The sequence below is a fragment of the Caballeronia grimmiae genome, assembly GCF_000698555.1.
In the GTDB taxonomy this organism is placed as follows: domain Bacteria; phylum Pseudomonadota; class Gammaproteobacteria; order Burkholderiales; family Burkholderiaceae; genus Caballeronia; species Caballeronia grimmiae.
Genome location: NZ_JFHE01000008.1, coordinates 146,816 through 163,377, shown reverse-complemented (window position 1 = coordinate 163,377; position 16,562 = coordinate 146,816). Strand labels below are relative to the sequence as shown.

Genomic DNA, 16,562 nt, shown 5'->3' with positions numbered 1-16,562 from the left:
ATCCGCGGCTGGATTTATCACGTCATGCTCGTTCGCTCGGGACGCTGCTGCACGACAACGCGGGAACAACTGAACCGAAGCTATCGCTGATGCGATCGCGGCCGCGGACGACCGCGGCTCGCCATGCTCACGGCGGGACGGCCCGCCTCCGAACGACCCTTCCCTTTCCATGTTCGAGAAGATCCTGATTGCGAATCGCGGGGCGATTGCCTGCCGCATTCTCAGAACCTTGCGCGCTCTCGATGTCACCGGCGTCGCCGTGTATGCCGAAGCGGATCGCGCGAGCCGCCACGTGAGCGAAGCATCGATTGCGCATTCGCTAGGCGACGGTCCCGCCGCGACGACCTATCTCGACACGGCGAAGATGCTCGACATCGCGCGTGCCGAAGGCGTGCAGGCGATTCATCCGGGCTACGGCTTTTTGTCGGAGAACGCGGCGTTCGGCGAAGCGTGCGAAGCGGCGGGCATCGCGTTCATCGGACCGACCTCTGCGCACTTGCGCGCGTTCGGCCTCAAGCACACCGCGCGCGAAATCGCCGCGAAGGAAGGCGTGCCGATGCTCGAAGGCACGGGCCTCCTCGACGACTTGCCGGCCGCCCTCGACGCGGCAGAGCGCATCGGCTATCCGGTGATGCTGAAGAGCACGGCGGGCGGCGGCGGCATCGGCATGCGCGTGTGCTGGACCGCGGGCGAACTCGGCGCGCATTTCGACGCCGTGCGACGTCTCGGCGAAAACAACTTCAGCGATGCGGGCGTGTTCCTCGAGAAGTACATCGAGCGGGCGCGGCATCTCGAAGTGCAGGTCTTCGGCGACGGCAAAGGCGACGCCATCGCATTGGGCGTGCGCGACTGCTCGGTGCAGCGGCGCAATCAGAAGGTGCTCGAAGAGACGCCCGCGCCATCGTTGCCCGAAGGCGTATCGGCCGCGCTCTGCGATGCCGCGATCCGCCTCGCGAAAGCCGTCGATTACCGGTCGGCCGGCACGGTCGAATTCGTCTACGACAGCGCGGCGGAACGGTTCTATTTCCTCGAAGTGAACACGCGTTTGCAGGTCGAGCATGGCGTCACCGAGCAGGTCTGGGGCGTCGATCTCGTCCGCTGGATGATCGAGCTCGCCGCAGGAACGCTCGCGCCGCTTGCTTCGCTGATGGCGGGCCTGAAGCCGCGCGGCCACGCGATCCAGGCGCGCCTGTACGCGGAAGATCCGGGCCGCGACTTCAAGCCGAGCCCCGGCATCGTGACCGATGTCGCCTTCCCAGAAACCGATGGCCGCGCGTTGCGCATCGATACGTGGATCGAAGCCGGATGCGAAGTGCCGCCCTACTTCGATCCGATGCTCGCGAAAATCATCGCGTGGTCGCCGACGCGCGATGAAGCGCGCCATGCGCTTGACGATGCCCTCGCGAACACGCGGCTTTACGGCGTCGAGACGAATCGCGACTATCTGCGGCAGATCATCGGCGACGCGCCGTTCGCATCGGGCGAGCCGTGGACGCGCTGTCTCGAAGCGCTGAAGTATCGCGCGAGCACGATCGACGTCCTCAGCGGCGGCACGCAGACGACGGTGCAAGACTATCCGGGCCGGCTCGGCTATTGGGCGGTCGGCATTCCGCCGTCGGGACCGATGGACGATCGCTCGATGCGCCTCGGCAATCGTCTCATCGGCAACGCCGCCGACGCCGCCGCGCTCGAAGTGACGATGAGCGGTCCCACGCTGCGCTTCAATACCGACGCCGTTATCGCGGTCACGGGCGCTAACATTCCCGTCACGCTCGACGATATCGCGCAACCGATGCACACCAGCATCCATGTCGCGGCGGGCTCGACGCTCGCGCTCGGCACGATTCGCGGCGCTGGCGCGCGTGCCTATCTGTGCGCGCGTGGCGGCTTCGATGTCGCGTCGTATCTCGGCAGCCGCAGCACCTTCACGCTCGGCCAGTTCGGCGGACACGGCGGACGCGCAATCCGCGCTGGCGATGTGCTGCACGTTTATCCGCTCGAGGACGCGCAAGCAGGCGCAACGCTCGACGATGCGCTGCGCTTCGAACCTGTTCGCGCGATCCGCGTCATCTATGGCCCGCACGGTGCGCCGGAATATTTCAGCGCAGCGTATATCGAACGCTTCATCGATACCGAATGGGAAGTGCACTTCAATTCGAGCCGCACCGGCGTGCGCCTGATCGGCCCGAAGCCGGAATGGGCGCGCGAAGACGGCGGCGAAGCGGGTCTGCATCCGTCGAATATTCACGACAACCCGTACGCGGTCGGCGCGATCGACTTCACCGGCGACATGCCCGTGATCCTCGGCCCCGACGGCCCGAGTCTCGGCGGCTTCGTATGTCCGGTGACGATCATCGAAGCGGACCTCTGGCACATCGGCCAGCTGAAGGCGGGCGACAAGGTGCGCTTCGTTCCCGTCGAGATCGGTAAAGCGCGCGAGGCCGCGCGGCGGCGGCGTCGTGAAATCGAAACGCTCGAAATCGAACGCGGCGAACTGACCGAACGACGTGCGGCGCTGACTTCGCCCATCGTGCTCGATAGCGGATCGGGCCGCGAGAGACTTGTCGCGCGCGTGTCGGGCGATACGCATCTGCTGCTCGAAATCGGCCCGGCGGAACTCGATCTCGTATCGCGCTTTCGCGGTCATGCGCTGATGCAGTCCCTCCAATCGCAGGCGCTTCCGGGCGTGATCGATCTGACGCCCGGCATCCGCTCGCTACAGATTCATTACCGTCCTGACGACTTGCCGCTCCCGCGTCTGCTTGCGAACGTCGAAGGAGCGTGGGCGCAAGTGCTGCTGCAAAGCGATCTGCGCGTGCCGTCGCGTGTTGTGCATCTGCCGCTTTCGTGGGACGACCCCGCGTGCCGCCTCGCGATCGACAAGTACATGACGACGGTGCGCAAGGATGCGCCGTGGTGCCCGAGCAATCTCGAGTTCATCCGGCGCATCAACGATCTCGATTCCATCGATGCCGTCAGAAAGATCGTCTTCGATGCGAGCTATCTCGTGATGGGTCTCGGCGACGTGTATCTCGGCGCGCCGGTCGCGACGCCGCTCGATCCGCGTCATCGACTGGTGACGACGAAGTACAACCCGGCGCGAACGTGGACGGCGGAGAACTCGGTCGGCATCGGCGGCGCATACCTGTGCGTGTATGGCATGGAAGGTCCGGGCGGATATCAGTTCGTCGGACGCACGTTGCAGATGTGGAACCACTACGCGCAGACCGCGGATTTCTGCGGTCAGCACTATTTGCTGCGCTTCTTCGATCAAATCCGCTTCTACGAAGTGTCCGCCGACGAACTCATGCGCATTCGCGCGGATTTTCCGCTCGGGCGCTATCCGCTACGCATCGAGGAAACGGAGCTGTCGTTGCCGGACTATCAGGCGTTTCTCGCAGACGAAGCATCGGGCATCGATGCGTTCCGCAGGCGTCAGCAGGCGGCGTTTCAGGCCGAACGCGAGCGCTGGCGCGAAGCGGGCGCATCGGGAGACGCGGACGATGCGCCACTCGTCGAGGGCACCGAACTCGCACCGCTCAAGGATGGCGAAGTCGCCATCGACTGCGAGATCGCGGGCAGCCTGTGGCAAGTGAAAGCGGCCGCTGGCGATGAAGTTGCAGCGGGCGACGTACTGTTCGTCATCGAATCGATGAAGATGGAGATTTCCGTCTGCGCCCCGTGCGCGGGCACCGTCGCCGCGATCCATGTCGCGCCGGGTTCGCCGCTGCGCGCGGGACAGCGCATCGCGGTCATCGAACGTCACTGAGTCTATGTGATGCATCGCTCGATACGCTCGACTTCGTGCTCACGCCGACATATCCGCGCCCGGTGACGCTCGCCGAACTGGAGCGCGATGCCATCGGTCCGAATTCGCTCCTCGGCTACTACACGAACTTCATCTACCTGCTGGACTATGCGGCGGTGGCTGCGCCCGCCGGCTTCATGAGCAACGGACTACCGTGGGGCGTGGCGTCCTTGGCCGCGCGTTCACGGATCAATGTCTGCTCGGCGTCGCCGACCTGCTTGAACGCGTGAGCGGCAACGCGTGCGGAGGAGGCGTCGAGTTCGATGACGACGCGCCGCGCCGCGCCGCGCGAGTCACGATCGCATGCGCATCGTAGTGTACGGCCCGCATATGCAAGGTCTGCCGCTTAATCGCGACCTGGTTGCTCGCGGCGTCCGTCTCCTTCAGGCGACGAACACCGCGCCTCCCTACCGACTCTCCGCCTTGCCGGAATCGGCTGACGGCACGCGGCGGCCGGCCATGAGGCGGGATACGAGCGATGGCGTAGCTGGTGAGCGTTCGGCGTCGCGCCCGACAGCGCGCCTTATCCTCTTCATCCCGTGACCCGCGGGACCGCCCACGAAAGTCCTTGTGCCAGAAGCGCAGATCTCCGCAGACAAACAGACGCTAAGCTTTGTCCTTGAGTGGCGCGGGCAGACCGTGACCTGTGTCGTGCCGCGCAAGTGCTTGGAGGTGTTCTTCTGGCTACCGCCCATTGCGGACGATGCCCGAACGGTGAGCGTGTTCGGGGATGCGTTCGGCCGCATCGAAGCGGTCGCCCGGCGCAAGTTGCTCGCACGGCCGACGAATACCATCCGACCTGCGAACGCTGACTTTTCGAAGACCTAAGCGGCCAGCCGTGAAAGAAGCACGACGGGGCGACCGCTGCCCCAGTCCTTGAAAAGGATTTGCATGCCGTCGTCTGTAGAGGTCGTGCTCATGGATATTTCAAGTTAAATCAAACTATGTAAGTTCAGTATCCTTCCGGCACGATCTTTCCCTTTGCCCGGCATTTTCGCTGTCTCTGCCAATGGCGGCGCTCGGTTGAGCTTTACGCGCTCAGCGTTGCGCTCGCGCTCCACAGGAGTGGTCGATGCTCTGCGCGCGATAGTCCTCCGCACACGTCGCATCGTCCGGCCGACCTTAGTCGCAGGGCCGGGATCAAAGCGAATCCACGCACCGATGAACTCGCCGCTGCTCGTGCCGCCGCATGTAGCAACTCGGTGCGCTCATGCACGATGAAGAGGCCGCCTCAACATCCGTGGTGCACCACGCATTCCGGGGTGTTGGTGCGAGCACCGCGTGGAACGTTGGTTCTGCGCACATCGCGCCGCTCCATATCGTTGGCATACCACTTGCATATTTGAAGACGATTCTCCCCCGAACGAATCGTCTTCTCTCACGATCGCCAACCAGCAACCGCGCATCCATTGAACGTTGTGCGCGTCACACAAACACCAGAGGGGCACTTATGCTAGTCCGTTTCACTCGTCGCGATGCTGGTCGGTCCAAACAGCGCACCGCCGTCACGCTTCTTCGCTCTTGCGTGCTCATTCTCGTGTCGACGTTCGGCCTGAGCCAGCAGGCGGCTCATGCGGCCGGCGCGGAGGACATCAAGGCACGGGGCTATCTAAGCGTCGCGACCGAGGACGATTACAACCCGTTCGAATTCGTCGAAAACGGCAAGAACACGGGCTACGACAACGACCTGCTCGCGCTGATGCGCAAGAAGCTCGGCGTCGACGTCAAACAACAGGTGATGCCATGGTCCGGCATCCTGCCCGGCGTCACGACGGGCAAATACGACATGGCTTTGAGCGCGGTGCTCGTCACCGAAGAGCGCAAGAAGATTTTCGACTTCGCGTCGCCGACCTGCGAGGCCGTCACCGTGTATGCGACCAAGAAGGGTTCGCCGATCAAAACCGCGGACGATCTCGTCGGCAAGGTCGTAGGCGCAGAAACAGGCAGCGCCATGCTGACGGACCTGAAGTCCTTCAACGAAGAGCTTAAGAAGAAGCACGGCGGCAACGGTCTCAAGCAGATCGTCGAATATCAGTCTTATCCGGAGGCGTATCAGGATCTCGGACTCGGTCGCGTCGATGCGGTCGCGAATAACAGATCAGCCTGAATTCGCTCGTGAGGACGCGCCCGGACGTCTTCGTCGTCGGCCAGGCGATTGGCAAGCCGACCTACATCGCGTGGGCCGTTAAGAAGGGCAATACCGACGTCCTGAAGATGGTCGACGCCGCGCTGCTTGAATTGCGCAAGAGCGGCGAGATGTACCAGCTTCAGCAGAAGTGGCTCGGCGCGAGCTACAAGGACATGCCGCAGTCGGTCAACTGATCTTTACGCCTCTACCATCCCGCATCGATGAACGCCTTCGATTACTGGAGCATCACGCAGGGTGCGCTGGCGACCGTGTTACTCTCGGTCGCCAGCATCGTGCTCGGCGTGCCGCTGGGACTCGGCCTCGCGTTGATCCGCTGGGCGCGCGTGCCCTATCTGAACCGCATCGTGCTTGCGTACGTGAGCCTCATCCGCTCGTGTCCCGCCGTGACGCTGACGCTGCTGATCTTCTTCGCACTGCCGCAGTTCGGCATCTCGCTGGACCCGACGCCCGCCGCGATTCTTGCGCTCACCATCAGCACCGCAGCGTTCAACTGCGAAATCTGGCGCGCCGCGCTTATCAACTTCCCGCGCGACCAATACGATGCCGCCCTCGCCTTCGCAATGCCGCGCAGCATGCGATTCCGGCGCATTGTGATGCCGCAGATCTGGCGCGCGAGCCTTCCGGGTCTCGTCAACGAAATGACCCTGCAGATCAAGTCGACGCCCGCCGTCGCGGTCATCGGCATCGTCGAAATCACGCGCGCAGCCTTGCGTGTCGGCGCGCGCACCTATGACCCGCTGCCGCCCTTCGTGTTCGCGCTGGTGCTCTACGGACTGATCGTGTTCGTACTGATCCGGACGCAGCGTGTAATCGAGCGTCGCCAGCCCGCGGAGGCACGCGCATGACAGAGCACTTTCTGATCGTCTGGCAGCAGCGCGCAGACGTGCTTTCCGGCTTGCTCGACACGCTCGGGCTGCTCGCGGTCGCCGCGCTCGCGTCGCTCTCGCTGGGCGCGCTGCTCACACCCGCGCTCATGTCAAAACGCCCGGCCATCGCGCGGTTCGCCGTGCTTTATGTCGATACAATGCGCTGCGCGCCCTTCCTTCTCTTCGTGTATCTGATCTATTTCGCGCTGCCGAGCACCGGCATTCGTCTGTCGAACTGGTGGGCCGGCGCCATCGCGCTTATTCTCTACAACACCGCCTACATGGCCGAGCTGCTGCGCGGCGCGTGGGCAGGCCTGCCCACGCCGATGATCGAGGCCGCGCGGGCCTACGGCTTTCACGGCTTCGGCCTGCTTCGCCGCATCATCCTGCCTCAGGTCTTCACCGTCGCGTTGCCGATGATCGGCAATCAGCTCGTGCAGATCGTGAAGGACAGCGCATTTCTCACGGTAATCGCCGTCGGTGAGCTGACGCATCAGATGAACGGCATTCAGGCTACCTATTTCATTCCGTTCGCCGCGTTCGTCACGGCCGTGCTGCTGTACTGGGCCATCTGCCTCGTGATCGAAGGCGCCAGCGGATTACTGTCCCGATTCGCCGAGGAACGCAGAGCATGAACATTTCGAACGACGCCCCGCTCACCGTCATGGGCGCGACCGACGCCGCCAAAGCGTCGTCCGCCCCCGCGAGCGGCACGGCGAGCCCGGCGGCGCTCACGGTCCTGCAACTCAACGGCATATCGAAGTCGTTCGGCGAGAATCATGTGCTGCGCGATGTCTCGCTCACCGTGCACAAGGGCGAGACCGTCTGCCTGCTGGGTCCGTCGGGTTGTGGCAAGTCCACGCTCCTGCGCTGCGTGAACTGGCTGGAAATTCCCGATGCCGGCACGATCCACGTATCCGGCCGGCGCATGGGCGTGCGCGAAGGCTCGTCGATCAAGATGAACGATGCCGAACTCGCGCGTTCGCGCGCGCGCATCGGCATGGTGTTTCAGCATTTCGCGCTCTGGCCGCATCTGACGGTGCTGCAAAACGTGATGGAAGCGCCGCTGCACGTCCTCGGACGTCCGCGCGACGAGGTACGCGCGGGAGCCGAGCGCCTGCTGGATCGCGTCGGCCTCGCAGCCAAGATGGATGCGTATCCGTCACGGTTGTCGGGCGGGCAGAAGCAGCGCGTGGGGATCGCGCGTGCACTGGCGATGAAGCCGGACATCCTGCTCTTCGACGAACCCACGAGCGCGCTCGACCCGATGCTCGTCGGCGAAGTGCTGACCGTGATGCGCTCGCTCGCGCAGGAAGGCGCGACCATGGTCATCGTCACGCACGAAATGGAATTCGCGCGGCAGGTGGCGAGCCGCGTCGTGTTCATGGATGCGGGACAGGTCATCGAAAGCGCGCCGCCCGAGCAGTTCTTCGACGCACCCCAAACGCGCCGCGCGCGGCAGTTTCTCGCGCGCTTTCGCTCGCCGCACCGCGCGGCCGGCGACTGGAGCGAGTCTTCCGAACGCCCGTGACGTTCGGGCCCGTCGCGGGCCTGCATGCGCCGCGACGAGCCCGAGCGAATTCATTGCGGAGCATCCATGTCCGCAGCCTGCCTGACTTCGCCGTCCTTGTACTTGCCCCATGTTTGCGCCAGTTCGCTCATCGAGCGCGGATCGCAGTCGTATTCCGGCAAGGTGTCGGCATCCCAGTGACCGAAGCGATCGACGCCGCGCACGAGGGTCGCCCGGCGTCGGCCGGTGACGGATCGCACATGCGCGGGCACATAGAAGAACGCAAAGCCGATGCGCCGGTCATCCGAGCGATTCGGCAACGAGCTGTGCGCGGTGCGTTCGTGATGCATCGAAAACTCCCCCGGCTCGAGCGGCATTTCGACCGCCAGGTTTTCGTCAATGCCGACGAGCGTCTGCCCCTTGGCGAGCATGTTGTCCTTCGCGTACGTCTCGACGTGCTTGAGGTCCGGCCCGCTGTGCGAGCCAGGCAGCACGCGCAGTACGCCGTTGACCGAATTCGCCGGCGTGAGCGCGACCCACACGGTCACTTCCTCGTGCGGCGTGAGCCCGAAATACGTCGAGTCCTGATGCCAGGACACATAGCGCGGATCGCGACCGTTTTTCGCGAAGACCGACGCGCCGAACAGCATGATGTCCGGCCCGATGAGATCTTCGACCGCATCGAGAATTGCCGGACGACGGCCGAGTTCGACGATCGCCGGCAAGGCCAGATGACCCTTGATCTTGAGCGTCCTGTTGACGTCCTCGCCAGAGGACGCCTCATACCGCTCGATGATGCGGCGATACTCCGCCGCCTCGTGCGCGTCGATCGCACGCATCGGATAGACATAGCCGTGCCGCTTGAAGTGCGCGACCTGCGCTTCGGTGAGATGCTTGGTCATGGACGTTCCTGTCAGGTGCTTCAATTGGAAGAGACGCTTGCTCGTCCGGCAACGGGTCGCGCCCGCGCGGACGCCTACCGCATGAGTTCGTGCACCGCGCGCGCGACGCGTAGCACGCCTTCGTCTGCGCCGCGCGCGCCGATCAGGGACACGCCGACCGGCGCACTGCCTTAGCGCGTCCATGGCATGCTCACTTGCGGCAGGCCTGCAAGACCCGCGACGCACAGCATCTGCTGTGCACGCGCGCGGGTGTGATCGACCATTTCAGCCGATGCATCGGTGCGCGGCGCGGCGCCCGGCACGGTCGGAACCAGCCAGTAGGTGCCTTTCGGCAGGGCTTCGGCCATGGCGTGGATCGCTTCGATGCGCACCCGCTGCGCCTGCGCAATCTGCTCACGCGTGATGGTCAGGCTCATCGCGAAGCGCGTGCCGATGTCCGCACCGAAGCTCGCCGAATGCTCGCGTGCCCACGCTCCGTATCGCTGGGCGATCTCGCCCGCCTGCAACACGCGGAACGCCTGCGCCCAGTCCGGGAGCGATGCCTTCGGCTCGACGGAGCTCACGCGCTCGCCGAGCGCCTCGAGCGACGCTTCGAAGCGCGCCGCGACGGGCGCATCGACGGAAGCAAGCAGGTTGCGCGGCACGTGAATGGCGCATGCATCGTCATCCGGTCCGACGACGCTTTGCGCCAGTACCTCGAACATGAGCGCGAGCGTCTGCGGATCGCGCGCGAACCAGCCGACCGTGTCGAAGCTGTGCGCGAGCGTGAGACATCCGTCCGTCGCGATGCGGCCGTGGGTGGGCCGCATGCCCCATACGCCGCAATAGCTCGCGGGCAGGCGCACCGAGCCGCCGCAATCGGTGCCGAGCGCGACGTCCGCATGACCCGCCGCGACTGCGACGACCGACCCCGACGACGATCCGCCCGGCAGGCGCGCCGGGTCTGCCGGGTTAACGGGCGTGCCATAGTGCGCATTGACGCCGCCGAGGCTGTAGGTGAGCTCGTCGGTGACGGTCTTGCCGACCCACTGCGCGCCTTCTGCGAGCAGCGCGCGCACGGCGAGCGCGGTGCGTGCGGCGACCGGCTGCTGATCGCGCCAGACCGGATTGCCGCCGCCGGTGCGCAATCCGCCGATATCGAATACATCCTTCACCGCGACGCGCAGCGTCGAGAGCCGGTCGCCGGTGCGCGGCGGCAGCGCGGCGGGTGGCAGCGCGCGGAAGCCATCGGCGACGAATGCACCATGAAGCCCTTCTTGCAGCAAAACGTTCCGCGTCATGACGGGTCCATCCAGCTGACGTGAGCGGCGACGACGCGCCATTGACCGTCGATACGCGCCCACGTTTGCGACTGGCGCCCAATGCGCGGCTCGCCTGCGCGCGAGAACGTGATGTTCGCGACGGCTAAGTCCGCGCCGAAGCTCGTCACCGATTTGTCGATGATCGTGCGCATCAGCCCTTTGCCCGGACGCTGCGCGCGAAACTCGCGGATGGCGTCATAGCCCTGCAGATTCTCGGTGGCGCCGTAGCGGAACGTGTGCGGACTCTGCCAGAAGAGCGTGTCGAGCATGGCGACGTCATTGGTCGTGAGCGCGCGCTCGTACTCGTCGAAGGCGGCTTCGATCGCGGCGAGCGTAGCCGGATGGTTGATCGGTTCGGCGCTCATGCGGTGTCGCCGGAAAGGTGTTCGACCGCGCGCCCGAAGAGCTCGGGCGGCGCCGCATAGAGACCGCGCCCGAGCAGGCCCGCGCGTCCGTCGGCGCCGATCATCGCGATGGCGGCGAGCGGCGCGATGCCTTCGCGCGCGACGCGAGCGGCATCGAGCACGCCGGGAAGCGGCGCGAACGCAGGGTGCGATTCCGTGCGAACGCGCGCCTGCCGCTCGCGCCAGCCGGCGGGTAGAAACGCCTCGAACGCCTGCGCCGGCTCCGGCGCGCAGGCAAGCGCCTGCGCGCCGAAACCGGCCGCGTCGATCATGCCGCTGTCGCCGGTCAATGGCGCTGCCTTCGCCTGCTGCTGCGGATCGATGCGCGGTCCTTCCGGCGCATGCGCCTCAGCGGTGATCCACTGTGAGGGCGCGCCCGCCAGCCGGATACCGACTCGCTCGCCGTTGCCCGCCAGCGCCACCACGAGCGTCGATGACGCATCGCCCGCGCGCGCCGCCGCAGCAAGCATCAGCGCGCAAGCGGCCATCCACGGGGTGAGGAAGAAAAGCGGCGTCTGGGCGAGCATCGCGTCGATCCCGGCGGATGCATCGGTGAGGCGCGGCGCGAGCAGTGCGCGGAGTGCGGCGGTGGCAGCCGTGGTGCGCGCGTGCAGATCGTCGCCATCAGCGAGACCGGCTCGCGCGAGCGCGAGCAGATCGAGCGGGCCGCGAGCGAGCGCTGCTTCGAGCGCGGGCGCGAGCACTTTATCGCGCCACTGCATGCGATCGAGAACGCGCATGTCGCGGCCGCCGAAGCGCATTTGCGGACCCGCGCCGCTGCCCAGCAAGGACCACGCGCGCGCGGCGGAATCGTTCGCGTCGTCCACTTCGACGAGCGTCGTGCGCGGCGAGATGACGGCTGCAAGCGGGGTCACCACGCCATACGACTGCGCGCTTTCGAGCCGCACGTCTCCCTGCACGATGAGGCGTTCGGCGTGCGCTTCGTCCTTCGCCCAGCCTTCGTACAGACAGCACAGGACCGCCGACGAACGCACCGGCGCGGACGGCTCGCGCGGATCGCCGAACGGCGGCCCCGCATGCAGCAGCGTGTAGTCCGGCAGACCCACCGCGTCGCGCGCCGCCACGACGGTGCGCCATTGCGGACGCACCGCGTGAATGCGGCTCAGCGCGCGTGCGTTGGCATTGTCGATGCGCATGGTCAGCGCGCGGCGAAACTGAACAGTCCGCGCAGGCGCGACCACAGCATCTTCCAGAACAGATTGCCGACATCGAGCGGCGCGTTGGCCGGGTCCGGCGATGCCGCTCGCACCGCCGGACGCGGTTCCACGCGCGTCTGCGGTGCGGGCGTTTCGGGTTCTTGCACGACGGGCTGCGCTGCGGCTTGCGCTCCCCCGCTGCCCGGTGCGGCACCCACGACTTCGAGCTTCGCCTTGAGATTCTCCGCGAACGCTTCGGTCATGCGCGTCGCCAGTTCCTTGACGATTCCGCCGCGCGAGAACTGCGCGAGACTGCCGCCGATCGTGTAGTCCACCTTCACATCGACACGCGTTTCGCTCGCCGCCGTAGCTTCCAGCGCGAACGACGCCACGCCCTTCACGCGCGACGCACTCTTGCGGTCGACACCCGTTCCCGCGATGCTGCCGCGATACTGACAATCGTCGAGCTGCATCTCGCCGTCGCCCGCGAACGACGCGACGATCGGCCCGAGCTTCACGGTCATCGCGAGCTTGAGCATACCGTTGTCGACCGGCGCCGCGAGCGACGCGCCCGGCAGACACGCGACGATGTCGGGCGTGTCGTGGAAGCGCGCCCACACGGCATCGCGTGGATAAGGGACGGTGAAGCTTTGTTCGATTTCCATGCGTGCGGATTCCCGATAAGAGTGTCAGGCGGTCACGGCCGCGACGGCCGGAAGCGGGGCTGCCGCGCGGGCGCGACGCGCATCGAGCACGCGGCGGATTGCGCGGACGATGCCCACGTAGCCCGTGCAGCGGCACAGATTGCCGGAAAGTTCGAGGCGCACGCGCGCGTCGTCGGCATCGGGCAGGCGCGTGACGATGTCGCGCGCGGTCATCAGCATGCCGGGCGTGCAGTAGCCGCATTGCAGCGCGTGTTCGGCGCTGAAGGCCGCGCGCAGTTCGTTCATGATCGCGTCGTTGTCGAAGCCTTCGATGGTGCGCACGGCGCTCCCCGCGCAACTGATCGCGGACGTGATGCACGAGCGGGTCGGCACGCCGTCCACGTCGATCGTGCATGCGCCGCATACGCCCTGCTCGCAGCCGATATTGGTGCCGCACAACATGCGTTGCTCGCGCAGGAAATCCGCGAGGCTTGTGCGCGGCTCGACGCGATCCGCGACTGGCGCATGGTTGACGACGAGTTCGATCGTCTTGATGAATGCGTCGCTCATGATGCTTTCCCGTCCCGGTTGCGAATGCCCGCCGCCGCGCGCACGAGCGCGACGCGATGCACTTCATGTTCATAGCTTCCCGCTTGGATGCCCACCGCCGCGAGGTGCGCATCGAAGCACGAGGTTTGCGGATCGGCGTCACGCAGCAGATCGCGCGCATCGTCAATGGCTAAGGGCGGTGCGTCGATCGCGCCGATCACCGCACGGCACACGCCGCGCGCCGAATCGTCGATGAAAACCGCGATGGCTTCCGCGAACTCGCCCGGCTTGCGGTTGAACTTGTAGTAGCTCCAGCGCGCCGTCGGCGAAAGACGCGCGAAGCGCACGCCGGTCAGAATCTCGTCGGCTTCGAGCGCGGTCGTGAATGCGCCGGCCATCCAGTCGCGGCCGTCGATCACGCGCGGGCCGCGCGGTCCCGCGACGAGAAATTGCGCATCGAGCGCGCACATCGTGCTGATCCAGTCCGCGGCGGGATCGGCGTGGGCGAGACTGCCGCCCAGCGTGCCGCGATTGCGCACCGCCCGATACGCGATGCCACGCGCCACGTATTCCATGAGCCCGCGCGTGCCCGTCTCGACTTTGCCGTCCTCGATCTCCGCATGCGTGACACATGCGCCGAGCGTGACCGTCTCGCCTTCGATGCCGCATGCACGCAGCGCCGCGATGCCGCGCAGCTCGACCAGCATGTCCGGCTGCGCGAGACGCAGGTTCATCATCGGTCCGAGCGACTGGCTGCCGGACACGAACTTGCCCATGCCTTCGGTCTGGCCGATGAGCGCAATCGCCTCGTCGCACGCGAGCGGCTTTGCATAATCGTAGGTCGCGGCTTTCATGCGGGCATTCCTTTTGTCGCGTGGGCCTGGCGTTCGCGCTCCTTCGCAAGCGCTTCGACGACGACGCGCGGCGTGATCGGCAACTGGTCGATGCGCACGCCGAGTCCGCGCAACGCATCGTTGACGGCATTGGCTAGCGCCGCGGGCGGACCGATCGCCCCGCTCTCGCCGATGCCCTTCTGCCCGAATTCGGTGTACGGCGCGGGCGTTTCCATGTGTTCGATGCGAATGGCGGGCACTTCGGTCGCCCCGGGCAAAAGGTAGTCGGCGAGTGTCGAGGCGAGCGGCTGGCCTTCGTCGCTATATGGCATCGCCTCGTAGAGCGCCGTGCCGATGCCCTGCGCCGCGCCGCCGTAGACCTGTCCGTCGACGACCATCGGATTGATGAGCACGCCGCCATCTTCCACGATCACGTAATCGAGGATCTCCGTCTGGCCGAGCGCCGGATCGACTGCGACGACCACCGCGTGACACGCGTAGCTGAACGTGCCCGAATCGCGCTTCGCCTGATAGGACGTCGAGACTTCGAGGCCGCGCGGATCAACATCGGGCGGTAGCAGTTGCGGCGCGAGATACCAGGTCCGCGCAATCTCCCGCAGGCTGCGCGAGGCCTGTCTGCCGACCGCGGCGCCCTTCTCCCACCGCACCTCGCTCAAGGGTTCGCCAAGCAGATGCGCGCCGATCTTCAGAAGCCGCTCCTTCAGTTCCTTTGATGCGCGGCCCACCGCGCCGCCCGCCATCACGATCGAGCGCGAGCCCCAAGTGCCGGTGGAATAAGGCGTGACGCCGGTGTCGCCGAGCACGATGCGCACGCGGTCCGTGTCGATGCCGAGCACTTCATGCGCGATCTGCGCGAGCGTCGTCTCCATGCTTTGCCCGTGCGAATGCACGCCCGCGCGCACTTCGAGCACGCCGTCGGGCGTGAGGCGGATGACCGCCGGCTCGTAGCCCGGCACCATCGGGATGCCCCAGCCGTGATACACCGAGGTGCCGTGTGCGCCCTGCTCGCAGAACACCGCCATCCCGAAGCCGATGCACCTGCCGTCCGGCTCGCCGCGACGCTGCCGCGCGCGAACCGCGTGCAGATCGATCGCGGCCATCGCGCGGCGCACCGCCTCGGGATAATCGCCGCTGTCGAAGTGCTTCTTCGTGATGTTGTCGTAGGGCATCTCGTGCGGCTCGACGAGATTACGCAGACGCACCTCATACGGCTCGATGCCCGCTTCGAGCGCGATCGCATCCATGACGGTCTCGATCGCGTAACACACACCCGTGCGCGCGACGCCGCGATACGGCAGGATCGGCGGCTTGTTGGTCGCGACCGACCACGTGCGGCACCGGAAGCGCTCCATCTTGTACGGCCCCGGCAGGATGCTGCCGACCTGCGCCGCTTCCAGGCATGCAGAGAACGGATACGACGAATACGCGCCGGAATCCACATGCGCCTCGCAATCGACCGCGAGGAGGCGGCCGTCGCCATCGGCGTAGGCAGTAATGTCGTAGTCGTGCTCGCGGCAGTTCGCATTCGCCGTGAGTTGTTCCCGGCGATCCTCAATCCAGCGCACCGGCTTATCCAGTTGCATGGCGAGCCAGCCGCAGCAGACTTCCTCCGGCAGCAAAATGCCTTTGTAGCCGAAGCCGCCGCCCACGTCGGGCGCAATCACGCGCACCTGCCCTTCGTCGAGGCCGAGACATTCCGCAAGCCCCGTCCGCGTGATGTGCGGCATCTGCGCGGACGTGTGCAGGATCAGTTGCGACAGCCGCCGGTCCCAGTGCGCCACGCAGCCGCGCCCTTCCATCGGCGCCATGCTCTTGCGCGCCGTACGCAGCTTGCGATGCACGCGGATTGGCGCGTCGCGGCGGATCGCGTCCAGATCGACGCCGGGGTTCGCATCGACGAAAGTTTCGAGGAAGACGTTGTCGCCCCAGTGTTCGTGCACGAGCGCGGAATCGTCGCGGCGCGCGTCAAGCATGTCGACGACGGCGGGCAGCTCCTCGAAATCGACGAAAACCTGCGCGGCGATGTCCTCGGCCTGCGCGCGCGTCGCGGCGACGCACATGGCTATGGTCTCGCCGACTTGCCGCACCTTGCCGCTCGCGAGCACCGGCTGCTCGGAAGACTTGAAGCCCGGCAAACCCGAATTCGCGACGATAGGCTTCACGCCTTCCATGTCGCGGAGCGTATAGATCGCATGTTCGAAGCCTTCCGGCTTCTCGATGCCGACGATATGACCATGCGCGACCGGGCTGCGCACGAACGCCACGTCGACCATGCCGACCATGCGGATATTGGGCACGTACTCGCCGCGCCCGTGCATGAAGCGCTCGTCTTCCTTGCGCGTGAGCGATGCGCCGATGCCTTGCGGGCGATCGCCGCCGCCCTGTCCATGCGAACGTTTGATCATCGTGGAGCCTCGC

At 66.0% G+C, this 16,562-nt stretch carries 14 protein-coding genes and 3 pseudogenes; 8 read left to right on the top strand and 9 right to left on the bottom strand.

What is annotated here, in order from left to right; genetic code table 11:
- Positions 1 to 169: 169 nt before the first annotated feature.
- The 3 genes and pseudogenes from uca (at position 170) to BG57_RS11895 (ending at position 4,636) form a co-directional block, all read left to right on the top strand.
- Positions 170 to 3,769, top strand: a complete 3,600-nt coding sequence (gene uca / locus BG57_RS11905; protein WP_035963238.1) for an urea carboxylase — start codon at positions 170 to 172, stop codon at positions 3,767 to 3,769.
- Positions 3,769 to 4,294, top strand: a pseudogene (locus BG57_RS31510) (allophanate hydrolase-related protein); the annotation flags it as partial. The gene uca and the pseudogene BG57_RS31510, both read left to right, overlap by 1 nt.
- Positions 4,295 to 4,378: 84 nt before the next feature.
- Positions 4,379 to 4,636, top strand: a complete 258-nt coding sequence (locus tag BG57_RS11895; RefSeq protein ID WP_035963235.1) for a DUF1488 family protein — start codon at positions 4,379 to 4,381, stop codon at positions 4,634 to 4,636.
- Here the strand turns inward: BG57_RS11895 and BG57_RS33735 are convergent.
- Positions 4,635 to 4,728: pseudogene (locus BG57_RS33735) on the bottom strand (alpha/beta fold hydrolase); the annotation flags it as partial. The gene BG57_RS11895 and the pseudogene BG57_RS33735 overlap by 2 nt on opposite strands.
- Before the next feature lie 290 nt (positions 4,729 to 5,018).
- On the opposite strand from BG57_RS33735, the gene BG57_RS11890 reads away from it, so the two are divergent.
- From BG57_RS11890 to BG57_RS11875, 5 genes are read left to right on the top strand one after another with little or no spacing between them, the layout of a single operon-like run.
- Complete coding sequence (locus tag BG57_RS11890; RefSeq protein ID WP_308743636.1) at positions 5,019 to 5,915, top strand: transporter substrate-binding domain-containing protein; 897 nt, start codon at positions 5,019 to 5,021, stop codon at positions 5,913 to 5,915.
- Positions 5,916 to 5,923: 8 nt separating this feature from the next.
- Entirely contained in the window at positions 5,924 to 6,130 is a 207-nt protein-coding gene (locus tag BG57_RS34225) for a transporter substrate-binding domain-containing protein (protein ID WP_308743635.1), read from the top strand.
- Between the two features lie 27 nt (positions 6,131 to 6,157).
- Positions 6,158 to 6,802, top strand: a complete 645-nt coding sequence (locus tag BG57_RS11885; RefSeq protein ID WP_035963234.1) for an amino acid ABC transporter permease — start codon at positions 6,158 to 6,160, stop codon at positions 6,800 to 6,802.
- Positions 6,799 to 7,458, top strand: a complete 660-nt coding sequence (locus BG57_RS11880) for an amino acid ABC transporter permease (protein WP_035963233.1) — start codon at positions 6,799 to 6,801, stop codon at positions 7,456 to 7,458. The genes BG57_RS11885 and BG57_RS11880 overlap by 4 nt, the downstream gene beginning before the upstream one ends.
- Positions 7,455 to 8,354 (top strand): amino acid ABC transporter ATP-binding protein, encoded by a 900-nt coding sequence (locus tag BG57_RS11875; RefSeq protein ID WP_035963232.1) that lies wholly within the window; start codon positions 7,455 to 7,457, stop codon positions 8,352 to 8,354. Before BG57_RS11880 ends, BG57_RS11875 begins: the two co-directional genes overlap by 4 nt.
- Before the next feature lie 50 nt (positions 8,355 to 8,404).
- Here the strand turns inward: BG57_RS11875 and BG57_RS11870 are convergent, their stop codons facing one another.
- The 8 genes and pseudogenes from BG57_RS11870 to BG57_RS11835 all read right to left on the bottom strand — a co-directional run bounded on the left by BG57_RS11870 (position 8,405) and on the right by BG57_RS11835 (position 16,549).
- Complete coding sequence (locus BG57_RS11870; RefSeq protein WP_035963231.1) at positions 8,405 to 9,235, bottom strand: phytanoyl-CoA dioxygenase family protein; 831 nt, start codon at positions 9,233 to 9,235, stop codon at positions 8,405 to 8,407.
- Positions 9,236 to 9,309: 74 nt separating this feature from the next.
- Positions 9,310 to 10,515: pseudogene (locus BG57_RS11865) on the bottom strand (amidase).
- Positions 10,512 to 10,901: an oxalurate catabolism protein HpxZ gene (hpxZ, locus tag BG57_RS11860; RefSeq protein WP_035963229.1), complete on the bottom strand. Its 390-nt coding sequence runs from the start codon at positions 10,899 to 10,901 to the stop codon at positions 10,512 to 10,514. The pseudogene BG57_RS11865 and the gene hpxZ overlap by 4 nt, the downstream one beginning before the upstream one ends.
- Positions 10,898 to 12,097, bottom strand: a complete 1,200-nt coding sequence (locus tag BG57_RS11855; protein WP_035963228.1) for an oxamate carbamoyltransferase subunit AllG family protein — start codon at positions 12,095 to 12,097, stop codon at positions 10,898 to 10,900. Before BG57_RS11855 ends, hpxZ begins: the two co-directional genes overlap by 4 nt.
- 2 nt (positions 12,098 to 12,099) lie before the next feature.
- Complete coding sequence (locus BG57_RS11850; protein ID WP_035963227.1) at positions 12,100 to 12,762, bottom strand: SRPBCC family protein; 663 nt, start codon at positions 12,760 to 12,762, stop codon at positions 12,100 to 12,102.
- 24 nt (positions 12,763 to 12,786) lie between these two features.
- Complete coding sequence (locus BG57_RS11845) at positions 12,787 to 13,311, bottom strand: (2Fe-2S)-binding protein (protein WP_035963226.1); 525 nt, start codon at positions 13,309 to 13,311, stop codon at positions 12,787 to 12,789.
- Positions 13,308 to 14,144, bottom strand: coding sequence for an FAD binding domain-containing protein (locus BG57_RS11840; protein ID WP_035963225.1), 837 nt, complete (start codon positions 14,142 to 14,144; stop codon positions 13,308 to 13,310). Before BG57_RS11840 ends, BG57_RS11845 begins: the two co-directional genes overlap by 4 nt.
- Entirely contained in the window at positions 14,141 to 16,549 is a 2,409-nt protein-coding gene (locus BG57_RS11835) for a xanthine dehydrogenase family protein molybdopterin-binding subunit (RefSeq protein WP_035963315.1), read from the bottom strand. The genes BG57_RS11840 and BG57_RS11835 overlap by 4 nt, the downstream gene beginning before the upstream one ends.
- Positions 16,550 to 16,562: the final 13 nt, after the last annotated feature.

Excerpts from the sequence above, each read along its gene's own strand:
- BG57_RS11875 (WP_035963232.1), top strand. The coding sequence starts at position 7,455 with ATGAACATTTCGAACGACGCCCCGCTCACCGTCATGGGCGCGACCGAC.
- uca (WP_035963238.1), top strand. The coding sequence starts at position 170 with ATGTTCGAGAAGATCCTGATTGCGAATCGCGGGGCGATTGCCTGCCGC.
- BG57_RS11880 (WP_035963233.1), top strand. The coding sequence starts at position 6,799 with ATGACAGAGCACTTTCTGATCGTCTGGCAGCAGCGCGCAGACGTGCTT.
- BG57_RS11840 (WP_035963225.1), bottom strand. The coding sequence starts at position 14,144 with ATGAAAGCCGCGACCTACGATTATGCAAAGCCGCTCGCGTGCGACGAG.
- BG57_RS11855 (WP_035963228.1), bottom strand. The coding sequence starts at position 12,097 with ATGCGCATCGACAATGCCAACGCACGCGCGCTGAGCCGCATTCACGCG.
- hpxZ (WP_035963229.1), bottom strand. The coding sequence starts at position 10,901 with ATGAGCGCCGAACCGATCAACCATCCGGCTACGCTCGCCGCGATCGAA.
- BG57_RS11850 (WP_035963227.1), bottom strand. The coding sequence starts at position 12,762 with ATGGAAATCGAACAAAGCTTCACCGTCCCTTATCCACGCGATGCCGTG.
- BG57_RS11890 (WP_308743636.1), top strand. The coding sequence starts at position 5,019 with ATGCACGATGAAGAGGCCGCCTCAACATCCGTGGTGCACCACGCATTC.
- BG57_RS11835 (WP_035963315.1), bottom strand. The coding sequence starts at position 16,549 with ATGATCAAACGTTCGCATGGACAGGGCGGCGGCGATCGCCCGCAAGGC.
- BG57_RS11845 (WP_035963226.1), bottom strand. The coding sequence starts at position 13,311 with ATGAGCGACGCATTCATCAAGACGATCGAACTCGTCGTCAACCATGCG.
- BG57_RS11885 (WP_035963234.1), top strand. The coding sequence starts at position 6,158 with ATGAACGCCTTCGATTACTGGAGCATCACGCAGGGTGCGCTGGCGACC.
- BG57_RS11870 (WP_035963231.1), bottom strand. The coding sequence starts at position 9,235 with ATGACCAAGCATCTCACCGAAGCGCAGGTCGCGCACTTCAAGCGGCAC.